The sequence below is a fragment of the Sphingomonas sp. BK235 genome (assembly GCF_004345855.1).
Taxonomy (GTDB): Bacteria; Pseudomonadota; Alphaproteobacteria; order Sphingomonadales; family Sphingomonadaceae; genus Sphingomonas.
The window spans coordinates 1-22,222 of the sequence record NZ_SLXN01000018.1 but is presented as its reverse complement, the minus strand read 5'-3'; the positions used below and the strand labels follow the sequence as shown (position 1 = coordinate 22,222).

Below are 22,222 nucleotides of genomic sequence, written 5' to 3'. Positions count from 1 at the left end.
CCTCACCCTTCACTCGGGATATGGCGCGCGTCGCGACGCGCGACGGCAAGATCACTCGCGACCATTTCCGCGCACATGTCACGCGCGGTGACGAGCGGCGACCAGCCGAGCTCGTTCAACGCCCTGCCGGGATCGCCGACCAGGTCGACGACATCGGTCGGCCGGAAGAAGCGCGGATCGACTCGTATCAGTATGTCTCCCTGCTTGACGTGAGCGGCGGCCTCGCCCACGACGTGAGCTGCAATGCCGTGTTCGTCCACGCCGCTGCCGAAGAAACGGATCTCAATGCCAAGAGCGGCGGCTGCCCATGTCACGAAATCCCGCACCGAATGTTGTTCACCGGTCGCGATGACATAATCTGCCGGCGCGTCGCGCTGTAGCATGAGCCATTGCATTCGGACGTAATCGGCCGCGTGGCCCCAGTCACGCTTGGCATCGAGGTTACCGAGCGAGAGAGAGCGTTGCAGACCAACGCTGATCCGCGCCATCCCGCTGGTAATCTTGCGCGTGACAAATTCCTTACCGCGGCGTGGGCTATCGTGATTGAACAACACGCCGTTGCACGCGAACATGCCGTATGCCTCGCGATAATTTACTGTAGTCCAGTATGAAAACAGCTTGGCGGCGGCATAGGGCGATCGTGGATAGAACGGTGTAGTCTCGCTCTGCGGGGATTGGCTTACCTTGCCAAAAAGCTCGGCCGTTGACGCCTGGTAGAACCGGGTTCGATCTACCAATCCTGACAGCCGAATGGCCTCGAGAACGCGGAGGGTGCCCAGCCCGTCAACACTGGCCGTGTAGAGCGGGGCGTGGAAGCTGGCAGCGACGCGGCTCTGCGCGCCAAGATTATATACCTCGTCAGGGGCGATCTCACGAACCAAGCGCGCAATATTGCTTGAGTCGGTCAGGTCGCCAAAATGAAGGTGCGCTGCAAGTCGATCACTCGCGGGTACGCCGTCGCCAATCACCTCATCGTCGAGCGGTCGACGGGTCAGACCGTGAACCTCATAGCCCTTTTCATTGAGAATTTGGGCCAGGTACCAGCCGTCCTGACCGCCGATCCCAGTGATGAACGCGCGCTTCGTCATAGGCGTAGTGCGCCGGCCGAGCGCGGCTGAAGCTCAGTGACTATCACGCCGCAGCCGATCCTTTGATGACATACACGTTGGTCGTGAACAATGCAGTTCCGGCTATCCGGTAACTAAGCCGCTTGAGCAAGGCAATGGATCGATTGCTAGACGAATTCCCAACCGGGTATACGATCTGCTCGAGCGACATGCCGGTCCGGCGAACGAGTTCGATGATGTTGCTTTCCGTCACCCAGCTCACGTGCTCAAAATTCGCGATCATTGGCCGCGAGAACCAGGCGCGCGTCACGTGACGTACGAAGAAGGGGTTAGGGGTCGAGATGACCAAGATGCCGTCCGGCGTTAGATGCCGGTCGGCGAAACGCAACAGGCCCTCCAGATCGCTGACGTGCTCGATCACGTCACCGATGATGACGCAATCGAACCGCTTGCCGATGTCGGTGTCGCCGGTGGCATCGGCTAGCACGACATCGTAGCCGAGCTGGCGCATCGCCTCCACCGCCGGCGCATTGATATCGACGCCCAGCAACGAGCGCGCGGTCTCCGCGATAGCTCGATGCTTCCAGCCGTCGACGCTCATGTATTTGGCCGAATGCTCGCAGCAGCCGATGTGGAGAACATCCCGCCCAGCGGCTGCCTCGCGGAAGTAACTCAGAAGGCTCCGATCGACGATTTTCGATATGCCCCTCAAATATGCTTCCAGCTGCCGCCGCATGCCGGCGTCGAGCGGATCGTCCGTCTTTGCTGTCCAATCAATCACCTGTGCCGCTCCTTACCTTGCGGATCATCCGATAAGCACCTTTCAACATGCCGTGCAGCCCGAACGTTCGAGCCCATTGTGACAGCGTCGAGATCCGCATGGCTGGCAACAACAACTCTCGCGTGAGCCGATCGCGGAAGGTGGCATCATCCTTGATCCCGGTGTCGCGCGGGCGGATGGGCCAGTCAATCTTGCCGTATGCCAGGTGGTGGTTCCGCATCTCGACGCTCGAATGCGTGCCAACGACGCCGATGTTGCGGATGAGATTGGCCTCGGGGACCACGCTGACGCCGTCGTTCGCCTGGAGAGCGTACATCCACTGCGTATCCCACGTGTCAACATCATGACGCTGGTGAAAGTCGAAGATGTGCTGGAGATAGTTTGCAGTATCTCGCCCGTGCCGTTGTCGTAATAGCGCCGCTGCCTCGGCCCCCCAGCCGCGCATGTCGACGTCATATCGTGCCCAAGAGTCACGCCAAGTCGCCCATCCCCAGATCGATCCCAAGCTTGAAAACAGAAATCGTTCTGAGGTCAACGCCGCGCCCAACGGGTTGGTACCCGAGATCATCATGACTCGCGGCTCGTCGCGATAACGGTCCAGCATCTCAGCCGCGAACCGGAAAAAATCCGGACAGGGAACGACATCATCCTCAAGGATGATGCCCTCGGCTTCGTTGGCGAAGAACCAGTCAATGGCGGTTTTCACGCCCGATCTGCAACCCAGATTTTGATCTTGGAACAGCGTTCTCACGTCGCAGGGCCAGTCTATCATCGCGAGCATTGTGTCGCGAACTTCCCGCGTGACCGCCTCCTCATGCGGGCGCGCGCCGCGCGGACCGTCGCCGGCGATGTAGAGACGCTGTGGACGTTGCATGGCGATCGCCCGCATCACCTCGACCGCCGTGTCCAGCCGATTGAAGACGAGAAACAGGATCGCAGGCGGGGCGCCATGGGCTGGGAGGTTGGCTTCAGGTTCCATCATGCCGGAGTTCCGTGGGAGGGCGCGGACGTAACCCGCGGAAGATGAGGCGTGCAGGCCAAAAGATGGCGTCGACTTTGATGAGAAACAGCGGCCGGGTACGCGCGCTGAGCGCATCCGCAGCGAAGGTTGAGACGATCTGCGCGACGACTGACGCGATCGCTGCGCCCAAGGCACCCCAATATGGCACGAGGAGGCAGTTGGTCAGCAGATTGCAGCCGGCGCCGATCAGCGTGAACGCGAGGGTACGGCCCTGTAGGCCGTGCGAAAGATACCATTGATTACCCAGTACACCCATGCTGACGAAGACGCTGGTCCAGACATGGACGATCAGCACGGGCACGGCTGCGGCAAAGCGGGCACCATATAATGCTGGGACGATGAACCCCGCCAGCAGGGTGACGACCAGGCAGATGATGACGCAGCCGCCGATCATTCCGGCCATGGTCGATTGAACCATGGCGCGGTGGCGGACCGGATCGCCTATGAGCGATTGCCATCGCGGGAAGAAGCTCGTCGCCACGATCGTCGGCAGGACGTAGAACATTTCACTGAGGCGCACCGCCGCGGCATAGATGCCGGTCTCGCCTGGACCACGCAGCTTCATGATGACGAACTGATCGATCCGCATATAGAGGGCGACTGCGATGCCTGACAGCAGCAATGGCCACGCTTGACGTAGCAACTGTAAACCCAACTTGCCATCCACTCGCCATCTGTGCGGTCGGCTGGGGTCGGTTCGATACGCCACGTATAGACAAACCGCGCCGAGGAGCTGCTCGATCACCATCGTCCAGACGAATGCTTCCACGCTCCGATATCGATAGAGGATCACAATCTTGATTGAACCAGAGACCAGAAAGCCGATGTTGTCCGCTATGACCGCGCGGCGCGCGTTCACGTTCGCCTCGAACCAATAGCGATATACCTCGCTCGGCCGCAGCGCGACACCACAAGCGACGATGGCGATCAACAACGCATGCCGGGTGGCATTGCCCCCGGTCAGTGCGAGGGCGGCGGTGATCACACCCGCGGCTGTGCCCGCGAGTGCCTGTAGGGCAAAGGCCGTGCCAAGCGTGGCTTCGGCGTCCGAAGGCTGGTCGATAAGCCGCTTGACGACGACGCCGTTTAGTCCGGCAGCGGCGAGAAGGGTGAGGAAGGTCAATATCGTTTGCGTATAGCTGATATCGCCATAATCCACCGGTCCAAGCAGTCGCGCGGCAGCGATGCCGATCGCGAAGTTGGCGAGAACGCGCAGGAACCTGTCCGCGAACAGCCATACCATGTTCGTGATCTCGCGGCCATAGGTCGCACGTAGCGCCTGCGCCGCTGTCAGCGCCCAGACGATCAGCCGAGTCACGCTGCCCACTGCGCTGCCACAGAGCAGAAATGGAGAGGCGCGCTGCACGCGATCATGACGTAACCATGTGGGTTGAGGCTCAGCGCGCGACGAGGTCGACGCGATCAATCAAAGCCTTGGCATCGGATGTGCCGATCGTGCCGGTCATCAGCAAGTCGAGCTGGATACCGACGCATCCCTCGGGAACGTCAAGCGGCATCTGTACGATCTCATTCGCGGTCACGGCGGGCAAGTCACGCGTCCAGAAACGCTGTGGTCCATCGATCCGGCGGCAATAGGCTTGCCACGTGATCAATGGCGCAGCGGACGGATCGGGTAGGGTGAAACGCTGACGAAGGATCAGGTGAGCCTGTGCTGGTGCAATCATGCGGCTGGCGGCGACGATGCGCTTCTCGGGCGCGACCGTCACCGCGAGGCCATCGCCCGCAGCAAGCTCAGCGGCCCCATCGACGCCGTCGTATAAGGTCCACGTGAGTGGCCGAAAACGCGGCGCTGTCGATGCCGCGCTGAAGCCCAGCGCTCTCGCTGCCGCGCTCATCCCCATCGTCCCGGCGAAGGAGCGCGCTGTGGCGAGATCGCCCTCATTGACCAACCGCGCCAGCAACCGGGTTTCATACTCCGAGTGGGTAGGTACCGCGCGAGCCCCGCCATAGCGTCGGAAGAGGTCAGCGACAGCTGCCAAGTCCTGTCCCTTACCCACCGCGACGGAGAGAAACGGGTGTGTCCACGCGCGATCAGCGCGAAGATACGGCACCAGCGCCGCGCGTATCTCCGGCGTCGAGGTTGCCGACACGAGGATTGGGATCAACGTGCCCGCCATACCGGGGCGAACGGTCAAGGCACGATCATAATGGTGGAGCGCGCCCTCGACATCGCCGCGCCGGACGGCGTCCTCGATGAGCCAGACTTGCGCGAGCACATCGCGACGCGAGGCCCGTTCCGACAGCATCATCAGGCGACGCGCGCTCGGCTGCCCGTCGGGAAGAAGCTCCGTTACATAGGCGAGCAAGCGCAAGGCGCTGGCGTTCAGGGGGTCGGCGCGCAGCGCCTGCCTCGAGGCTGCGATCCAGCCCTTGAAATCACGCCGCAGATCGCCGGAGGACATAACCGTGTCATCGAACACATGGACGATGGCGGTGGCGTTGGCTGGCGCCAGCTTAGCGGCGAGTTGCGGGTAACGGCTCGCCGTCGCAAGCACCGCGGCGTCGCGGGCTGCTAAACCGGCAACCAGAAACGCCGCAAGCGCCATGACGGCACCAGCCGGCGTGATGTGGCGCCACGATGGGGTGCGCCGCGGGCCGCGCTCAGGCATCGTCGCGCGAGCTCCGCTCGTCACCATAGTTATAACCATAACCATAGCCGCGGCCGTAGCCGCCGTCGCGATACTGGAGCTTTGTCAGTACGGCGCCGAAGATCTGACCGTGCGCCATATGCAATCGCTCGATTGAAGAACGGATCGCGCGCACCGCCACTCCCTTCGACTCCACGACCAAGAGACAACCGTCCACCGCCCGCGCCAGGAGCGGGGCGTCAGCGAGACCGAGGATAGGCGGCGAGTCCAGGATGACATGATCATATTCGGCGATGCTTTCTGCCATCAGTCGATCCAGCTGCCCGCCGCTCAGCAGCTCCGCGGCATTCGGTGGCATCGGCCCGGTGGAAATGACCGATACATTCTTGAACGCGGTGGGCTGCACGACATTTCGCCAATCTTCTTGGCCGGCCAAGACGTTGCTGAGACCCACCTCGTTCGGCAAATCGACGAGCGAATGAATAGACGGGGAACGCATATCGGCGTCGATCAAGAGTACGCGCCGATCGGTGCGTCCGACCACGAGCGACAAGGCCAAGGAACTCGAACTCTTGCCCTCTGCCGGCCGCGTACTGGTGACCATCAACGATCGCGGGAAACCTTGTGCTGTTGCGAAACTAAGGTTCGATCGAACACTAAAGTATGCTTCGTAAAACGCCGATTTCGTGTTGTTGAGCTCGGCTTGGATGGATCCACGAACCAACGGCGTGTGGCCCAGTAGCGGAATACCCAGCTTAGTCTTCAGTTCGCTGGGATCGTGAATACCTTCGTCGATCTGATCGAGCGCGAAAACCGTCATCGCCGCGAGCGCTACACCCGCTAGCAGTGCGACCGTAAGGTTGATCAACAGGCTGGGTGCGGACGGCCTGAGCGGCACCTCGGCCGGCTCGACGACCGCGATGTTGCTTGCTGCGACAGTACCAGCGACGCCAATCTCCTTATACCGCTGCAACAGAGCATCGTATAGTTGACGGTTGGTGTCGGCTTCGCGCTGATAGATGGCATATTGAATGCTCGCACGCTGTTGCGCGTCGAGGCGCTGCTTCAATTGCGCGACACGCCCGCGCAGTTCCTCCTCGCGGCGCATCGCCTCGCGATATTCCTCGCTTCGACCGCCGGAAACCCGCGCGACCTCGCGCGTGATCGCTGCGTCGATCGACTGCACTCGTCGTTGCGCCTCACGCGCTTGAGGATAATCCGGCTCGAATTGCACAAGCAGCCGCGCATATTCACCAGCTGCTTCGGCGCGCTGCTGCCGAAGCAGCGCCAACGCCTGATTGGTTGACAGTTCCGACGCGAGATTGGCGTTGGACCCGGTGCGGCTCTGCGCCAGAATACGTGCCTCGGTGGCGCGGTTCAGCGCTGTGTTGAGTGCCTCCAAATCGGACGCGGTGAGTGTTCGACCTACGAGCGACCGGCCGGTCTCGTCGCGAACCTGATCGAGCGTGACGATTCCTTGGCTGGTCGCATAGGTGACGACCTGTCGTTCCGACTGTTCGAGCCGCGTGCGCAAGACGCCGATCCGCTGCTCCAGAATCTGCCGGGCTTCAGCGGTTGATGCAAACTGACGGTCGATATTGGCTGCGATGAAGGCTTTCACCCATTGATTAGCGATCGCGGCAGAGAGTTGAGGCGATCGGCTGGTAAACCGAACGTTGACCAGACGAGACGTGCGAACCGGATCGATCGCGACATTGCGTAGCAGAAGATCCACAGCCTCACGGTTGAGCGTGGCCGTATTCTGATCGTCTTTCAGCTCGTCATAGCGCGCGCCGCGCCCTTGGGAGACGAAGAAGTCGGGACTGTTGATGAGGCGCAGATCCTTGACAACGCGAGCCGCGAGCGGGCGCGTCCGGAGCAGCGCGTATTGTGTCGCATAGAACTCTATGTCGCGACCCGCCTCCTGCGACTCGAGCCCCTCGACCTTCGTAATCTGCTTCTGTTCCCGGCTGATCTCGACCTGTACCTCGCCGGTATAGCGCTTGGGCGTGAGGAGCGTGATGACCAAGCTTGCGAGGAGACAGCCCGCGATGATCGCGAGGATGATCCAACGCCATCGCAGCGCTTTACTCCAATATTGCAACAGCAGCGGCGGTAATAGACCACGTTGCGGAGCGTCGCCCGGCAGCGTCTCGGCTGTAAGTACCGCAGGACCGGTCCGATCGTTAGCATAACTCATGTGTGCATCAGGTCCGTTGGCGACGAAGCGACGTGAGGAGATACATCGAGATGCACTGCTCAATTCTGGAGCGCGACGATCAGCGGCGTAGAAAGTAGCGGCAGCACCTGGAGGAAGTCCTTGAACAGGCGGCGGCCACGCGACTCGCCGACCATCACGATGTCGCCGGAGAAGATCAGCGGATCCGCATAGGCCCCGCTGCGGATCGCGCGAAGGTTGTATAACGCCGCATACGATTTTCCATTGACCGTCCGGAAAATCACCACGTCCTCCAGCTTGGAAAACTCGGTCGTTCCCTTCGCTGAGGCGACGGCCTTGAGGAGGGTCATCTTGCCAAGAATCGGGTAGATGCCCGGTTCCTTCACTTCCCCCTCGACGGTGACGAGCTGGCTGACGATCTTGGTCAAATTCACGGTCACACGCGGATCGCGTACATAGGCGGCCTTGAGACGTGCCTCGAGCAATGCCGCCAGTTCGGCCGGACTTTGTCCGGCCGCCTCGATGGTGCCAGCGAGCGGAAAGGAGATGCGGCCGCTCGCGTCGACCTGGATGTTCTGGTTGGACAACCGATCGACGCCGAACACGTCGACGCGTATCTCATCGTAAGCGCCGATGAGATAGGTATCGGCGGTGGAATGCAGATCGGCTCGCGTCGGTTCGGGCAGCATCTGCTGATCCAGCCGCGTTATCCCCGGGGCAGGGGGGGGCAGTGATCCGGCACAACTCGCCAACAGAGCACAGGCCAAGGCCGCGGACGACTGACCCAATCTCCATCTCCACGCGTTACTCACTGGCGTGCCCGTCCTTCACGTCGACCCAATTGACGCGACTCACCCCTACTTACCGTCCAATCCACGCGGAGTCCGGCCGCTACCCAGACGCATGACAGGGCGAACAGCGCGGACAAGAAGGGGGTGCGGAGGGGATAGTCGACGAGGCTCCCTATCGCGCCTAGCGCGACGCTGACAAGCCCTAACCACGCGACCGCTCGTGCTGCGCCCCGCAGCAGGAGCACCCGCCGGATCGTCACGCAAAAGGCGAGTACCGCCACCACGAGCAGCAACACGCCGGGAATGCCTGCCGTCCAGGCTACCTCGAGCCAGTCGTTATGCGCATGATTGGAATAGGTGGGCCGGAGGATCGTATCCGGCTCGATGACGCGAAAGACTCTCTCGTAAGCACCGACCCCCGTGCCCCAAGGCATGTAGATCGGGAAGGAGCGCGCGATGATCGGCCAGATCACGAAACGCAGTTCCTCGCCTTCGCCTTCCCCCGCGGTGGAAATTCGCGAAATTGTGTCTGCGGTGCCTGCGAATAGCGCCCACCCGATGATCAGCGCGACGGTGAGAAGCACGGCCGCCGCGGCCCACAAGCGCAGTCGCGAGGTGGCGCCGAGATCGCGGGGCCAAAGTAAAACGATGATCGAGCCGGCGCCGATCAGCCCAAGCACACCCGTCACCAGTCCGGCGCGTGACCCCAGCACAACGATGAACGCGATCGCGATCAGCGTGCCGGCGACGCTGACGAAGCGAACCACCGCGGTGGGGCGTCGTCCCCAGACTCGATCGCCGAACAGGAAAGCGAAAAGCGGCAGAAGCGTCGCCAAGAAAAGAGCCTGGTGGTTTCGATTCGCGAACAGGCCGCTCGGTGTCCCGACAAAGCTGCGTCGGTACAGGTATAAGGCATCGGTGGCACTCGCGATCTGCAGCAGGCCGAGAAGCATGCTCAGCCCGGCGCCGATCAGGACGACGATCATGAGGCGCCGATGCTCCGTGGCGTCGAGCCGCAGTCCGTTCAGCAGCACAGCGAGCGGCACCGACAGCGCGAACAACGCGTTCCAGGTAAAGTCTGGTGCCATACTCAACGGGCGCCACGTGCCCCCAAGGTTCGCGGCGTCGTCGATCTCGCGGAGGATATCGCGCCCCGGCAGCGCGCCCCAGAGCGACGGCGGCAGAGGGATCAGATGCAGCACGATCAACGCAACAATCGCCCCCGCCATGCCAAGTAGGAACCAGTGTGCGGTCACGTCGACGCGGCGCAATGACCAGAGCCCGTAGAAGGTCGCGAGAACCGCCACGAAGCGGAGCAGCGGCAGCGTCGCGATGTCCGGACGCGAGCTACCTCCCAGGAGCATGCTCAGGACGAGAACAACCGCCACGTTGACGAACGCCAGCGAGGGTGCCGTGAGCGAGCGAGGGAGGGACACTGCGGATCCGGGTCGCGTGCGAGCTGAGGAGGGCGATCGTGTCATCTATCGGAACGGCTCCTGGCTACAATCGTCAACATCGACACGGTCCGGATGACGGTCGTGGCGCGGCGACCATCGGGCATCCTGCATGCAGCGTCGGGTGCAATGTCTGCGCACGTGCGCGCTGTAGCCGTACGAGGCCAGCAAAGCGAGACAAAGCTGTTCGCCTTGCCGCGCTGTGGCGGCCGTTAGCGGGTTTTGGCTTTCAGCAGGAGTGATCGCGTGGCTAGGAGAGATGGGTTCGTGAAGCGGAGCGGTGACGATGGCGGATTTCTCACGACGTGACCTAGGAAACCTCTTGGCCGCTGGGACCACGCCGCTGCTGGCGAGCGACACGGTCCGTGGAAGCGACACCGGTGGGGCGACCATTCGGGCGTCGCGGCGAGGCGCGGTGGATCGGCCGCTCGCGGACAAGCTCGACGAGAGGGTCTCGATCAAGGATTTCGGCGCGGTCAGCGGCGGTGATGTCGCGGAGGTGGTCACGCGCGCGCTCTCCTCGTTGTCGCAGGAGGGCAGAGTGACGCTCCACGTTCCGGCGGGGCGCTGGCGCATCAGCCGATCGGTCGACTGGTCAGCCTATAAGGACGTGACGCTGCGTATCGAGCCCGGCGCGGTGTTCGAACACGGTGCGAACACGATGATCCTTCCGGCTTGCGTCGAGACCGGAACGACACCGAATCAGTGTTTCTTCGGCAAAGGGCGGGTGGCAACGCGCGACCGTGACACCATAGCGTATGATCATCTTCCAAAGGGTTGGATTGCATATGCAAACTTTGCGATGGGATCGCGCGCGCTGGCATCCAACGTGTCAGGAACCAACAACTTTGCCTGGGGCTGCAACGCGCTTGCGGCCAATGTCAGCGGAAGCGGCAACGTGGCGATCGGCAACGACGCGCTTGCCTCCGTGCGCGGCGGCACTGTGCCCGCCCTGGGTACGCAGACCGGGTTAGGTTGGAACAATATCGCGCTGGGAGATACCGCGTTGCGCGACTGCACCGACGGTTATGAAAATCTCGCGATCGGGGCGCTGTGTCTGCAGCAGACCGTGACCGGCAAATGGAATGTGGCCGTCGGGCACAATTCTCAGATACTGTCCCAAGCGGGCGAGTGCAACGTGTCGCTCGGCGCTTATGCGCTGGTCACCAATTCGGGATCGAACAATCTCGCGATCGGCTGGGCCGCACTGGAGGCACAGGCGACGGGAAGTAACATCGCGATCGGCCACATGGCGATGAACGCGAACGTGAGCGGCACGCTTAACACGGCGCTCGGTTCCGAAGCCCTGATGCGGCTCAAGACAGGCAAATTCAACGTCGCCGTGGGATTGGGCACGCTCACCAACCTGGTGGGCGGCCACAACAACACCGGTGTGGGCACCTATGCCCTGAGTTCCGCGCTGGCCGACGCATCAGAGAACAGTGCGTTTGGCCGGGACGCCTTGATCCTGCTGACCACAGGCAAGGGCAACAGCGCACTAGGATCCGGTGCGCTCTCGCGACTTCGAGGCTTCAATAATTGCACCGGATTAGGGTTGGGTTCACAGGTAACGGGTCACAATCAGATTCAGCTCGGCAATTCCGATGCCGTTCCTCACGCCTTCGCACCGCTTCAATTGCGCTCGGATGCGCGTGACAAAACCGACATCCGCGAGACCAAACTCGGGCTCGATTTCATTCGCTCGCTGCGGCCCGTTGATTTTCGCTGGCGATTGCGCCCGGATCAGTTGACAGCGGGCGCCACACCCGAGACGAGGTCGCGTTTTCATCACGGCCTCTTGGCCCAGGACGTGCGCGCCGTCATCGAGCAGAGCGGTATCGACTTCGGCGGCTTCCAAGATCACTCGCGCAACGGTGGAGAGGACGTGCTTTCCCTTGGTTATGAGGAATTGATCGCCCCGCTGATCAAGGCAATCCAGCAACTGTCCACAACCGTTGAGGAATTGCGCGAAGAGGTGGCGACCCTACGTTCGGCGCGGCGCTGACGTCGCGCGGCGTGTATCCCCCAGCAGCGCGGCGAAGCCGGCGACAACGGTCTCGCGTGTATAGTGGTGGAGTACCGCATTTCGACCATTCTCGCCCCGGCGCCTAGCTTCCAGGCGGCCCGCGGGGCTGTCGATGAGGGTGAGCAGATCGCAGAGCCCGTCGATGTCGCCGGTGGTCAATGTCCAGCCGCATGTCTCCTCGGTTATGACCTGCGCGAGTTCAGAGCGCGGATCCGCCAGCGCCACCAGCGGCGCGCCGGCCGCCATCACATTGTACATCCGGCTCGGCACTGACACTCCAAGCATCTTGTCGCTAAAAGCGATCAGCGTGGCATCCGCGCAGCTCAGCATCGCTCCTAACATCTCGCGAGGCTGTCGTGGCGCGAAGAGAACGTTTGGCAAACAGGCGCTCGCGTCGGCGATAATGTCGGTCTTTCCGCCATAACCGACGAAGAGGAACCGCAGGCTGGCTCGATCGCTGAGGCGCCGGGCGGCGGCCAGAACCGTTTCGATGTCGTGCGTACGGCCCAAGTTTCCGGAGAATTGTATAACTGTATGATCGACCAGCCCGTGTGCGATCGCGAACGGATTGTCGCCGCGGGCGAGTGGCGTCACCTCCTCAGGGTCGCCCCAATTGGGGATGATGACGATCGGTCGGTCCGTTCCGATCTTGCGTGCGATCAGTTCCGCCATGTCGCGGCCGAGCACGACGACATCGTCGTACCGACGGAATACCCAACGCATCACAGTCTCGATCAGCCGGCTGGCCGGGCCTGCCGGACGAAGATGGCCGGTCGCGTGAAGCACTTCCGGATAGACATCGTGGACAAGCAGGATCGAGCGTAGGCCCTTCCAGCGCGCCACAATACCTAGAAGCAACGTGGCCAATGGGGGGTTAGTCACCACCAGCAAGGCGTCGCCGCGGCGCGACTTATGCAGTAGCGTCAGCGTCACGAGCAGGCTGAAGGTGATCATGTTGAGAACGCGACCGAGAAGCCAGTCCTTGGCGAATGTCGATGATCGCACCCGCTGGATGGTGACCCCCTTGTGCTGCTCCCTCCACGGCACGCGCTGCCCGCGCTCACTGTAAGTGGGTCGACTGCACAGCGCATGAACGTCATGGTCGACGGCCAGCCCCTCGGCAATGCCGGTTAGAAAATAGCCTGTCGAGGTCGTCTCCGGGTAGAACAGCTCCGATACGACCCATAGGCGAACGTTGGTCAATGTTTCCGATCCTGCTGGAGCATCGCGCAGAGTGTGGGACGTAGTGAGGTCGCCACGCCTGCAGCGATCGTGTAGTTGAATTCGTCAGGCAGCCAGCTGTCGGTCATCAGCGAACGATGCAGCGCTGGCGCCACACGCTCAAGCGCTTTGACAGCCGATGGTGGGAGGTTTGACAAGCCGAAGCGCCCCCCGACGTCTTGCCGCAACCAGGCCGCGACCTGACGATAACGGAACGGCACCGGATCCGCCGCGAGCACGCGGCCGACATTGCTCCCAGCTGCCGCGGCGGTGAGCACGCCCGCCGCGACATCGGCGCCGATCATCGAGCGCGTGACGTCTCCGCGCGGCACCGGCCATGTGCCGAACCGCTGCCACCACCTGATCATGCGCTCGACCTTGCCCACCCGGGTTGTGCCCAGGATGGCCGGCAGCGCAACGGTTAGCGTGGTGAAGTCGGCGGTCAACAGCCCCTCAAGTGCGCGCTCGGCGGCGAGCTTGGAGGCTCCATAGGCATCGTTCGGACGCGGCGGAGCAGTCTCGTCGAATTGGGTTCTCGCGCCAAAAATCGAGAAAGAGCCGATCGTCACGAAACGCCGCACGCCCGCCGCCCGCGCCAACATCGCCAAGCGCCGCGGGAGGTCGACGTTGACCGCGGCAAGCGTGCCGGCATCGCCGCTGACGATGCCGGCGCAATTGATCACCGCGTCGAACCCTTCGAAATCGCGTTCCGTCAGCCGCGTGTAGCATCCGATCGCGCGCACGCGGCGATGGTCGGCCGCGGTCCCGCGCGCCACCGCCGTCGCCCTGGGAGACGCCTCAAGCAGATGCCGAGCAATTCCGCTATTTCCACCGATAATCAATATACGTCCGTCGGGGGTCATCATGGCATCTCATCGGCTTGGGGGCGGCCGTCCAGGGATCGCTGGGTAATGGTTTCTTCCGTCGGCTAACCTCGCTAAGGACGCGTGGCATAGAAGCAACGGGTTCCATGTCAAAGCGCCTCTTCGATCTGTTCGCGGTGATCCTGTCCTTGCCCATCGCTCTGCCGCTCGCCGGTTTGGTGGCGATAGCGATTTTTGTCGCCGATGGGAGACCCGTGCTCTATTGGTCACACCGCGTGGGTCGTGACAACAGGTTGTTCGCCATGCCAAAATTCCGGACAATGCGGCGCGATACGCCAGCAGTCGCGACGCATTTGCTCGTTGATCCGGCTGCGGCATTGATCCCCCTGGGTCGAGTGATGCGAGCGACCAGCCTCGACGAGATCCCGCAATTGTTCAGTGTCATACGTGGGGACATGACGCTGGTCGGTCCGCGCCCCGCGCTCTACAATCAGGATGATCTCGTGGAGCTACGCACACGCCACGACATTCACCGGCTTGTTCCCGGTGTGACTGGCTGGGCGCAGGTCAATGGACGTGACAATCTGTCGATACCTGAGAAAGTTGCAATGGAACGAGAATATCTCGCTCGACGCGGCTTTCTGTTTGATCTGAAGATCATCTATCTTACGATAGTCAAAGTTTTTATCAAAGAAGGGGTGCATCACTGAACGCCAGTTGATTGCAAACCTCTTTTCGAGTGATATCGTTTCTTATGATTAGAAGACCTAGCTTTTCGGACTTCTTCGTATCTCAACCGCGAAGCATAAAGCGAGTGGTTGCGCTTGGCTTTGATTCTTTTCTTCTGGTGGTGGCGACCTGGATCGCTTTTTTCATCAGACTGGGCGAGATCCCTCGGGGCGGTTACGAGATTTTTCTGCCGATCCTCTTGTCGGCGTCCTTGGCGCTGCCAATCTTCATTCGTTTTGGTCTATACCGGGCCATTTTCCGCTATGCTGGCTGGCCTGCCATCGTCACCATCGCCCGGGCGGTCGCGCTGTACGGTGCGATTTATTGCTGTGTGTTCAGCATCAAGGGCGTCGCCGACGTACCGCGAACCGTCGGCATCCTGCAACCATTGCTCGTGCTGCTGTTGATCGCGTCATCGCGCATCCTGATCCAGCAGTGGCTTACCGGCACGCCGCGGTGGCTCAACAATCAAGCCGACGAGGGTGCCACCATGATCTATGGCGCGGGTTCCGCTGGCCGTCAGCTGGCTTCCGCGATCACCGATTCGCGGGGTATGCACCTGGTGGGCTTCCTCGACGACGACCGCGGCATCGTGGGTGGCACGGTGATGGGGCTGCCCGTATTCGCTGGCGATCGCATCGCCGATCTAGTGGAGCGTTTCGGCCTGTCGGACATTTTGCTCGCGATGCCGTCCTGCTCTCGCGCTCGTCGCGCCGAGATCGTGTCGCTTCTCAAAGAACAGGGCTTGCGCGTGCAAACGCTCCCCGCCGTGGTCGACATCGCGCGCGGTAAAGTTTCAACCAGCGAATTGCATGAAGTAGATATTGACGATCTGCTCGGCCGAACTCCGATCGCGCCTGATGAGCTGTTGATGAGAAAGAACATCGCTGCCAAAACTGTCCTTGTCACAGGAGCTGGTGGGTCGATCGGGCAGGAAATATGCCGACAGATTATTCGTTACGAACCTGCGACGTTGCTGCTGCTAGATTCCAGCGAATTTGCACTGTATTCGATCCATCGTGAGCTTGAGCCGCTCTGCGCTCTCGGTACCACGCTTGTGCCGCTTATCGCTTCTGTTCGTGACCGAGATCGGATCTTCTCCATCGTGGGGGACTGGCAACCCAGCACAATCTTCCACGCCGCAGCCTACAAACATGTGCCGCTCGTCGAAAGCAATATCAATGAGGGGATTCTCAACAACACCTTTGGGACGCTGAACGTTGCCGAAGCGGCGCTGGAGCATAAGGCCGATAGCTTCGTTCTGATCAGCACAGATAAGGCAGTGCGTCCGACCAACGTGATGGGAGCGACTAAGCGAGCAGCGGAGAACGTACTCCAGGCGCTCGCGGTAAGGTCGGGTAGAACATGTTTTTCAATGGTTCGGTTCGGCAACGTCTTAGGGTCAAGCGGGTCCGTGGTCCCTTTGTTTCGCTCGCAGATCATCGCTGGGGGGCCCATCACACTGACTCATAGCGAGATGACGAGGTACTTCATGACGATCCCGGAGGCCGCCCAGCTCGTGATTCAGGCGGGCGCCATGGCTCGGGGCGGTGACGTCTTCGTGTTGGATATGGGGGAGCCAGTGCGTATTCTGGATCTCGCCTATAATATGGTGTCCTTGTCCGGTCTCCGGGTCCGCGACGAGTCGACGCCCGACGGCGATATTGAAATCAAGATCAGCGGCCTTCGTCCAGGAGAGAAGTTGTACGAAGAGCTGCTGATCGGCGACAATCCGGAGCCGTCATCGCACCCGCGTATCATGCGAGCGCGCGAGGGATTTATCGAAGAGCCACGCCTGCGCCAACTCCTAGACCAGCTCCGCATGCAAATTGGAGCGAGGGACGAACGAGCTGCGAAGAAGACACTGATGGCGATTGTGCCTGAATTTAGCTCGACGACCGACTCAGAGCACGTCAAACGCGGACGGCAGGTTGGCTGAAGTGGGCGCGCCGTGCCCATCGGCGAACCTGCGGACCTTTGACGACGTGACGTGACCCCCGACTTTCATCCAGCCGGAGCCAGAGACCGGCGGTTGTTGTGAGGGTACCCCGATTGCTCATCCAGCCTCAGGGTGAGTTTCCGGTGTTCATTCAACCGCGATCTTGGCCGCGGCAGCAGCATATTCGACCGATGTCAGCCAGCCAAGCGATGTGTAAGGATGGCTCTCGTTGTAGTCTCGCCGCCAAGCCTCGATCTTGGCACGGGCGTCGGCCAGCGACAGAAACCAGTGCGCGTTCAGGCACTCGTCGCGAAGGCGGCCGTTGAACGACTCCACGAAGGCATTGTCGGTCGGCTTGCCCGGTCGGCCGAAGTCCAGCGTGACACCGTTCTCGCAGGCCCAACGATCGATCACAGCTCGTTCGCAGCCAAGGCCGCAGGCTGCCGCTCTCGGTTCGCAGCGCTGACCTTTCGACGAGGACCCCTGAGCCGCAGGCGCAATCCATCTTCCCGGTATGGCCGGTACACACGCTTGTGGTTCACGAGCCACCCCTTCCGGCGCAGCAAGATGTAGATGCGAAAACAGCTGTACCGCCAGCGCGTCGCCGCCAGATCATGGATGCGCAGCCGCAGCGGCGCCTGGTCCGGCCGATGCGACACATAGCGGACCGACGAGCGGTCGACGCCCAGCACAAGGCAGCTGCGCCGCTCGCTGCCGCCGTGGGACCTTGGACGTGCGCGACGATCTCGCGCCGTCGTCCAGGCGTCAGAGTGTTTTTGATAGGACGTCCTGCAGGATGTGCTTGTCCAGGATCAGGTCTGCGACCAGCCACTTCAGCTTCCGGTTCTCGTCCTCTAGCTGCTTTACTCGCCGCAGCTCACCGACGCCCAGCCCGCCATACACCTTCTTCCAGCGGTAGAACGTCTCCTCCGAGACTTTCATCCGACGGATCACCTCGGCCACGGGCGTACCCGTCTCCGCCTGCTTCAGCGCAAACGCGATCTGCTCTTCCGTGTACCTCGACCTCTTCATGTCCCAGCTCCTTGCCCGAAGACTTCAAGGGGCCGGAAAACTCTCGCTCAAGCCGGAAAAAAAACCGGAAGGACGTCAACAGTGAGTAGGCCAGCTGCCGGCAGCGCGGCGATGGCGTCTTTATCGGCCTCGGGTCAAATCGTTCTACCATTCAGCGAATCTGGGCCGGATGAGAGTAGTTGCCTTTCGGGTAGCAACCCTCGTTGTGCTGGCAGGATCGGAAAAGGGGTTACGTGCTTAAAAGATCCTTAACCATAATAGACTAGAAATGCCTCGTGGATCAATCCGGGAGAGCGATGGTGCGAGCGGATAACGCGGCCGAGGTATTTAATCTGGGTCAAGCCGAGGCTGTCAGCCGCGCCTTTTTCGTCCCAACATGTCGCTTGTGGGTATTCGTTGTTCTTCTTTGTATTGTAGCTCTGCCTCGAATTGGGTTTCTAGGCAATCCTGACTATCATGTGGATGAGGAGTTTTACGGCCTCGTCGCGGACCGAATGTGGAAGGGTGACCTTCCTTACGTTGATATCTGGGATCGTAAACCTGTTGGCCTTTTTCTAATCTATGCGGGCCTGCATCCGTTTAACGGAGGCGGGCTTGTCGGAGTGCAATTGGCCGGTATCCTCTCTTCAGCGCTGACCGCGTTTGTCATCTGGAATATCGTTCGGCGCTATGCCGATACCTTCGCAGCGTTCGCAATCGCACTGCTGTACCCCTGCTGGACGATGGTCTTCGGTGGCGCGAATGGTCAATCGCCCGTCTTCTACAATTTATTAATCGTCAGCGCCGTTCTGCTTGTTCTTCGTAGCATCGACGAACCAGAAACTATCAAGCACCGTGGTCTTTTGGCTATGCTGCTTGGAGGCATGGCTATCCAGGTAAAATACACTGCGATATTTGAGGTCGCGTTGCTCGGTCTCGGTCTCGCGGCCATCGCATGGCGTACCATGGCGGCGCGGCAAGCCACGGCGTGGATTACGCTATGGGCGACATTGGCGCTATTACCGACTCTATCGGCCTGGCTCACCTATGAAGCGCTCGGTCATGGCCCCGAGTTCGTGCAGGCGAACTTCACATCCATATTCCTCCGTGCTCGCCTCCAGGATGCCTTTCAGGCGAGATTGATCCGCTTCATCATTGTCGTTGGCATGCCAATGTTCGGAATGGCGCTGATCGGAGGATTGCGACTAGCTCGAGCGAGCGACATACCCAGGGAAGATCGCCTCCTTCTTCTCGGCTGGACCGGAGCCGCCTTGGTAGGGTTCAGTTGCATAGGCAATTTCTACGACCATTACACCTTGCCGCTGATTGCGCCGATGGTAATCTTGTCCCTACCTCTCTTCTTCAATCGCACGGTCGGCTTGCCGGTATTAGGGGCCGCTTTGATTTGGATCGGAGTGTTTTTGCCCTACGACGCGATCAAGGCAAATCGTCGATCGCGTGCGACGCTCGCGGGGATGGCATCGGATGTGAAACAGTTCCTAGGTCATGGCTCATTGTTCATATGGGACGGACCGTCGGCGCTGTATGTCGCCAGCCAAGCCGCGCCCCCCTCACGGTTCGCGTACCCTGATCATCTCGATAACATTGTCGAGGCAGGCGCTTTAGGGGTGGACTCGGGAAGGGAAATGCGTCGGATCCTCGCGGCTCGTCCGGCTGTCATCGTGACATCGGACAGACGCCTGGTGCCGCTTTACAACCCGACAACTCGGACCCTGATCGCGAAGGCCTTGTCCATGAACTACGTGGAATACAGCAAGCGTATGGAGGGCTGGGGCACTCGGAGCTACATCATCAATGTCCGGCGGGATCTCTGTCGCTGTAGTGACCGACCGGCTAGTCAGCTCGTGCCTTGATCGCCGGCAGGATCGTGAAGGTCTCGCACCGCTCGGTGAAGTAGTATAGCCTCGCTGAAGCCTCGAGCGGGTTCGGCATCAAGCGCATTACGTCATTCTCGCTGGTGAGCGCGCTCTCAGCTGGCCGCGTGGCCTCGCGCTCAACCCGCCATTGCGCGGTCCGGCCGGCGTCGACGATGGGGCGGTAAACGACGTTGTCAAAGAGTGTGGCGTGCCTGAGGGAGAAACCGTCGCGACCAGGTTGTTTAAGGCTCGCGCGTGGCCGTGAGTCGAAGGTTTCGGCTTAGCTGACCATCCTCAAGGAACACCAACATCACAGGCACCAGCTCGTGCAAGCGCTGAGCTGTCTTACGCGAGTGTGAGGGCATCCAGAGCCGTTTCGGGAGCCACCATGGCGCTCCCCAGAAGCAGATGTACTGCGCCGGCCGCTTCACTACGTTGGCCGCACGAAGCCACCGGGAGGCATCTCCTTTGATCCGTTGCTCAATATGGATCTGACAGGACGGATGGCGATACTTGTCGAAGTTGAAGGTGATGCCGTCAATCTTCTCCCCCCGCGACCGTTCAAGCCTGATCTGCCTGACAGGTACAACGTCGGAGGGATCTTCCATGTATCGTGTGACCCGGCGAAAGCCGCGCTCGAGGAGCGGCGCTACAACGACATCTTGGATAGCCATGGTGAATTCGACCAGCCGCGCCCCGCCGAGGCGGCACCATGCGGCGAAGTGCTTGTCGATCGACGTACCCATGGTCGCTGGCTCACTTCGTCCGAGGTGGGATCTTGAGGCGCACCATGCCCCGGATCCAGGTGCGTGTCGCTGCCCATGCGCAACCCTCAGCCGGGTGGAACCCGCACATCAGTCGGTTTTCGCATTTCGATCTAGATTGCACCCTCACATTGGCTGTTGCCGCCAGTTAGAAAAGACACATTCTTCGCCAGATAGAAATGACACTTGTGGTGGCAGCGGGGGCAGCGTGGAGCCCCCCCAAGCAGCGCAGCGCTGCCCCCGCTGACGCGGTGACCTGTCGGCTCTTGCGCGCTTGGACCCGCTGCGACAGCAGCGGGCTCGGTCACGCGGTAAGCGGCCGGAAGCGCCCACTTACGGACGTTCCTCGCGAATCGCTCAGATCTCCATTGCGGACATGATGGCGAGAGCGGATACCAACGGCATGAGCGACGACAATCTGGATTGGCTCAGCCAATGGTATTTGGCTCAATGCAACACCGATTGGGAGCACTCGTATGGAGTGAAGATCGACACGCTTGATAACCCGGGATGGTTGATCAAGATCGATTTGATTAACACTGACATGCATGGCCGCGTCTTCGAGCCAATTAAGCACGGCGAGCCGTGTGACGACTTGGAAGAATGGCGGCAAACCGGCAGTTGGTGGGACGCCCGAATAGAAGGTGATATCTTTACCATCGCCTGCGGACCCTTGGACCTGTCGGCCTCCGTCATCGTGTTCCGCCGGTGGGTTGAGGCATCAGCATAGCTGGATGTCAGCCTCCGCCATCCCCGGCTTAATAGCAGCTCGTCTGCTTTCCTGCCAGTCTCTGCAGCCGCATAACGCCTTCGGCTTGGCGCCATCAACCGGACACAATCAGTCCCCATCGTCCCGCTCGGGAGACGATGCGTGATGTATGCACAGCAAGTCGCTACCGAGATGGTCGGCCCGGCGCCTTCGACCTCGGCGAGGCCTGCCGGCCCTCTTCAGGTTCCTGACGGCCTCAAGGCGGTGTCGTCACGATGCCCGCCGACCGCGAGCGGCGAGGTAGTCGTCTGCGGCCGAGACGATCAGGAGAAATTTCGCCTGCGCGCCCTGCCGGACCTCCCCGAGTCCAAGAGCATTCTGAGCACGCCGCTTCGTCTACACCTCGCACAAGGAGTGACCTTGGGTGCCGTCGAGGGCGGAGGGTTGGGCGTGCGGATCGAGTTCGGGCCCGGGAAGAAGAGCGGCAGCGACTAGGCGGAACCGCCCAATTGCTGCCATTCGGCTGGTCAGGCGAGCTCCCTAGGAGCAGTCAATTAGACCTTGATAACGCGAACGCCAATCTTTCGCAGGCTATCGATGAAAGCATCGTGGTGCCGAAGGCGGAGCTCAACCCGGCGAACCTTTGGTTCGGCGTAGCTTATCGTTAGGCGCCTGCCGACAATGACCTTCTCCTCGCATACCTCCCTGATAGCCGAGGTGTCGAGGCTGTGATCAAGGCCATAGATCTCGGGCAAGAACAGCAGATTAAACGGTAAAGTTGGCGTGATTGACAGCTCATGTGGTCTTAGTACCACAAGTAAGCAGTTTCGTGCGCCGCCTACACGTGCCCAGGGTGTGTCGAGAGAACGGCCAGAGCAACCGCGTTCAGAAAATATAGCGTCCTTCGGCGCTGTTGGAAAGATTGGCTTACCTCGCTTCTTCCGAAATGCTGCCGAAATGGCGATCGCTATAGCGATCCAACTGACCGCCACTAGCGGCAACCATGTGAACGCGGCAGGGTTGATCATGGCTCGTTATAACCACGATCGCTGTTAGATACCAATCCTCAAGGGCCGTCGGCCAGCCGTCCTGCGGGAATGTGCCCTAAGCAGCCATTCCGCTTACCCTGCCAATACCGGACATCAAATTGTCCGGCGCCGCACGTCAGCTTTCAGCCCGAAGCCGGTCAAAGCCGAGGCAAGTTGCCCATCTCACGAGCG

General features: G+C 61.0%; 16 protein-coding genes and 1 pseudogene. 5 read left to right on the top strand and 12 right to left on the bottom strand.

The annotated features are described in order from the left end of the window. Positions 1 to 2 precede the first annotated feature (2 nt). The 8 genes from gmd to EV292_RS22120 form a co-directional block, all read right to left on the bottom strand. Positions 3 to 1,088 (bottom strand): GDP-mannose 4,6-dehydratase, encoded by a 1,086-nt coding sequence (gene gmd, locus EV292_RS22155; RefSeq protein ID WP_132911449.1) that lies wholly within the window; start codon positions 1,086 to 1,088, stop codon positions 3 to 5. Between the two features lie 43 nt (positions 1,089 to 1,131). Beyond that, entirely contained in the window at positions 1,132 to 1,848 is a 717-nt protein-coding gene (locus EV292_RS22150) for a class I SAM-dependent methyltransferase (RefSeq protein ID WP_132911448.1), read from the bottom strand. After that, entirely contained in the window at positions 1,841 to 2,830 is a 990-nt protein-coding gene (locus EV292_RS22145) for a nucleotide-diphospho-sugar transferase (RefSeq protein WP_132911447.1), read from the bottom strand. The genes EV292_RS22150 and EV292_RS22145 overlap by 8 nt, the downstream gene beginning before the upstream one ends. Next, positions 2,817 to 4,187 carry a flippase gene (locus tag EV292_RS22140; protein WP_132911446.1) on the bottom strand — a complete coding sequence of 457 codons (1,371 nt, stop codon included), beginning with the start codon at positions 4,185 to 4,187 and terminating at the stop codon, positions 2,817 to 2,819. Before EV292_RS22140 ends, EV292_RS22145 begins: the two co-directional genes overlap by 14 nt. A 79-nt stretch (positions 4,188 to 4,266) precedes the next feature. Next, entirely contained in the window at positions 4,267 to 5,436 is a 1,170-nt protein-coding gene (locus EV292_RS22135) for a hypothetical protein (protein ID WP_165927245.1), read from the bottom strand. 55 nt (positions 5,437 to 5,491) lie between these two features. Further along, positions 5,492 to 7,678: a polysaccharide biosynthesis tyrosine autokinase gene (locus tag EV292_RS22130; RefSeq protein ID WP_132911444.1), complete on the bottom strand. Its 2,187-nt coding sequence runs from the start codon at positions 7,676 to 7,678 to the stop codon at positions 5,492 to 5,494. 59 nt (positions 7,679 to 7,737) lie between these two features. Next, entirely contained in the window at positions 7,738 to 8,346 is a 609-nt protein-coding gene (locus EV292_RS22125) for a polysaccharide biosynthesis/export family protein (RefSeq protein ID WP_132911443.1), read from the bottom strand. Positions 8,347 to 8,465: 119 nt separating this feature from the next. Then, entirely contained in the window at positions 8,466 to 9,884 is a 1,419-nt protein-coding gene (locus EV292_RS22120; RefSeq protein WP_165927244.1) for an O-antigen ligase family protein, read from the bottom strand. 304 nt (positions 9,885 to 10,188) lie between these two features. Here EV292_RS22120 and EV292_RS22115 point away from each other — a divergent pair, with 304 nt between their 5' ends. Beyond that, positions 10,189 to 11,907 carry a tail fiber domain-containing protein gene (locus EV292_RS22115; protein WP_132911441.1) on the top strand — a complete coding sequence of 573 codons (1,719 nt, stop codon included), beginning with the start codon at positions 10,189 to 10,191 and terminating at the stop codon, positions 11,905 to 11,907. Here the strand turns inward: EV292_RS22115 and EV292_RS22110 are convergent. Beyond that, positions 11,887 to 13,131, bottom strand: coding sequence for a glycosyltransferase family 4 protein (locus EV292_RS22110; protein ID WP_165927243.1), 1,245 nt, complete (start codon positions 13,129 to 13,131; stop codon positions 11,887 to 11,889). The two genes, EV292_RS22115 and EV292_RS22110, sit on opposite strands and share 21 nt — an antisense overlap. Beyond that, positions 13,128 to 14,015 carry an NAD-dependent epimerase/dehydratase family protein gene (locus tag EV292_RS22105; RefSeq protein WP_132911439.1) on the bottom strand — a complete coding sequence of 296 codons (888 nt, stop codon included), beginning with the start codon at positions 14,013 to 14,015 and terminating at the stop codon, positions 13,128 to 13,130. The genes EV292_RS22110 and EV292_RS22105 overlap by 4 nt, the downstream gene beginning before the upstream one ends. A gap of 104 nt (positions 14,016 to 14,119) precedes the next feature. On the opposite strand from EV292_RS22105, the gene EV292_RS22100 reads away from it, so the two are divergent. Continuing rightward, positions 14,120 to 14,683: a sugar transferase gene (locus EV292_RS22100; RefSeq protein ID WP_132911438.1), complete on the top strand. Its 564-nt coding sequence runs from the start codon at positions 14,120 to 14,122 to the stop codon at positions 14,681 to 14,683. A 104-nt stretch (positions 14,684 to 14,787) separates the two neighbouring features. Then, on the top strand, positions 14,788 to 16,641 hold the full coding sequence (locus EV292_RS22095; protein ID WP_243693922.1) for a nucleoside-diphosphate sugar epimerase/dehydratase: 1,854 nt from the start codon (positions 14,788 to 14,790) through the stop codon (positions 16,639 to 16,641). A 147-nt stretch (positions 16,642 to 16,788) separates the two neighbouring features. Here EV292_RS22095 and EV292_RS22090 read toward each other — a convergent pair. Then, positions 16,789 to 17,673: pseudogene (locus tag EV292_RS22090) on the bottom strand (integrase core domain-containing protein). A gap of 296 nt (positions 17,674 to 17,969) precedes the next feature. Between EV292_RS22090 and EV292_RS22085 the strand changes: the two are divergent. After that, positions 17,970 to 19,526 carry a glycosyltransferase family 39 protein gene (locus EV292_RS22085; protein ID WP_132911436.1) on the top strand — a complete coding sequence of 519 codons (1,557 nt, stop codon included), beginning with the start codon at positions 17,970 to 17,972 and terminating at the stop codon, positions 19,524 to 19,526. A 245-nt stretch (positions 19,527 to 19,771) separates the two neighbouring features. Here EV292_RS22085 and EV292_RS22080 read toward each other — a convergent pair whose 3' ends face one another. Continuing rightward, positions 19,772 to 20,275 carry a hypothetical protein gene (locus tag EV292_RS22080; protein ID WP_132911435.1) on the bottom strand — a complete coding sequence of 168 codons (504 nt, stop codon included), beginning with the start codon at positions 20,273 to 20,275 and terminating at the stop codon, positions 19,772 to 19,774. A gap of 421 nt (positions 20,276 to 20,696) precedes the next feature. Here EV292_RS22080 and EV292_RS22075 point away from each other — a divergent pair, with 421 nt between their 5' ends. Continuing rightward, complete coding sequence (locus tag EV292_RS22075) at positions 20,697 to 21,023, top strand: immunity 53 family protein (RefSeq protein WP_132911434.1); 327 nt, start codon at positions 20,697 to 20,699, stop codon at positions 21,021 to 21,023. Positions 21,024 to 22,222 lie beyond the last annotated feature (1,199 nt).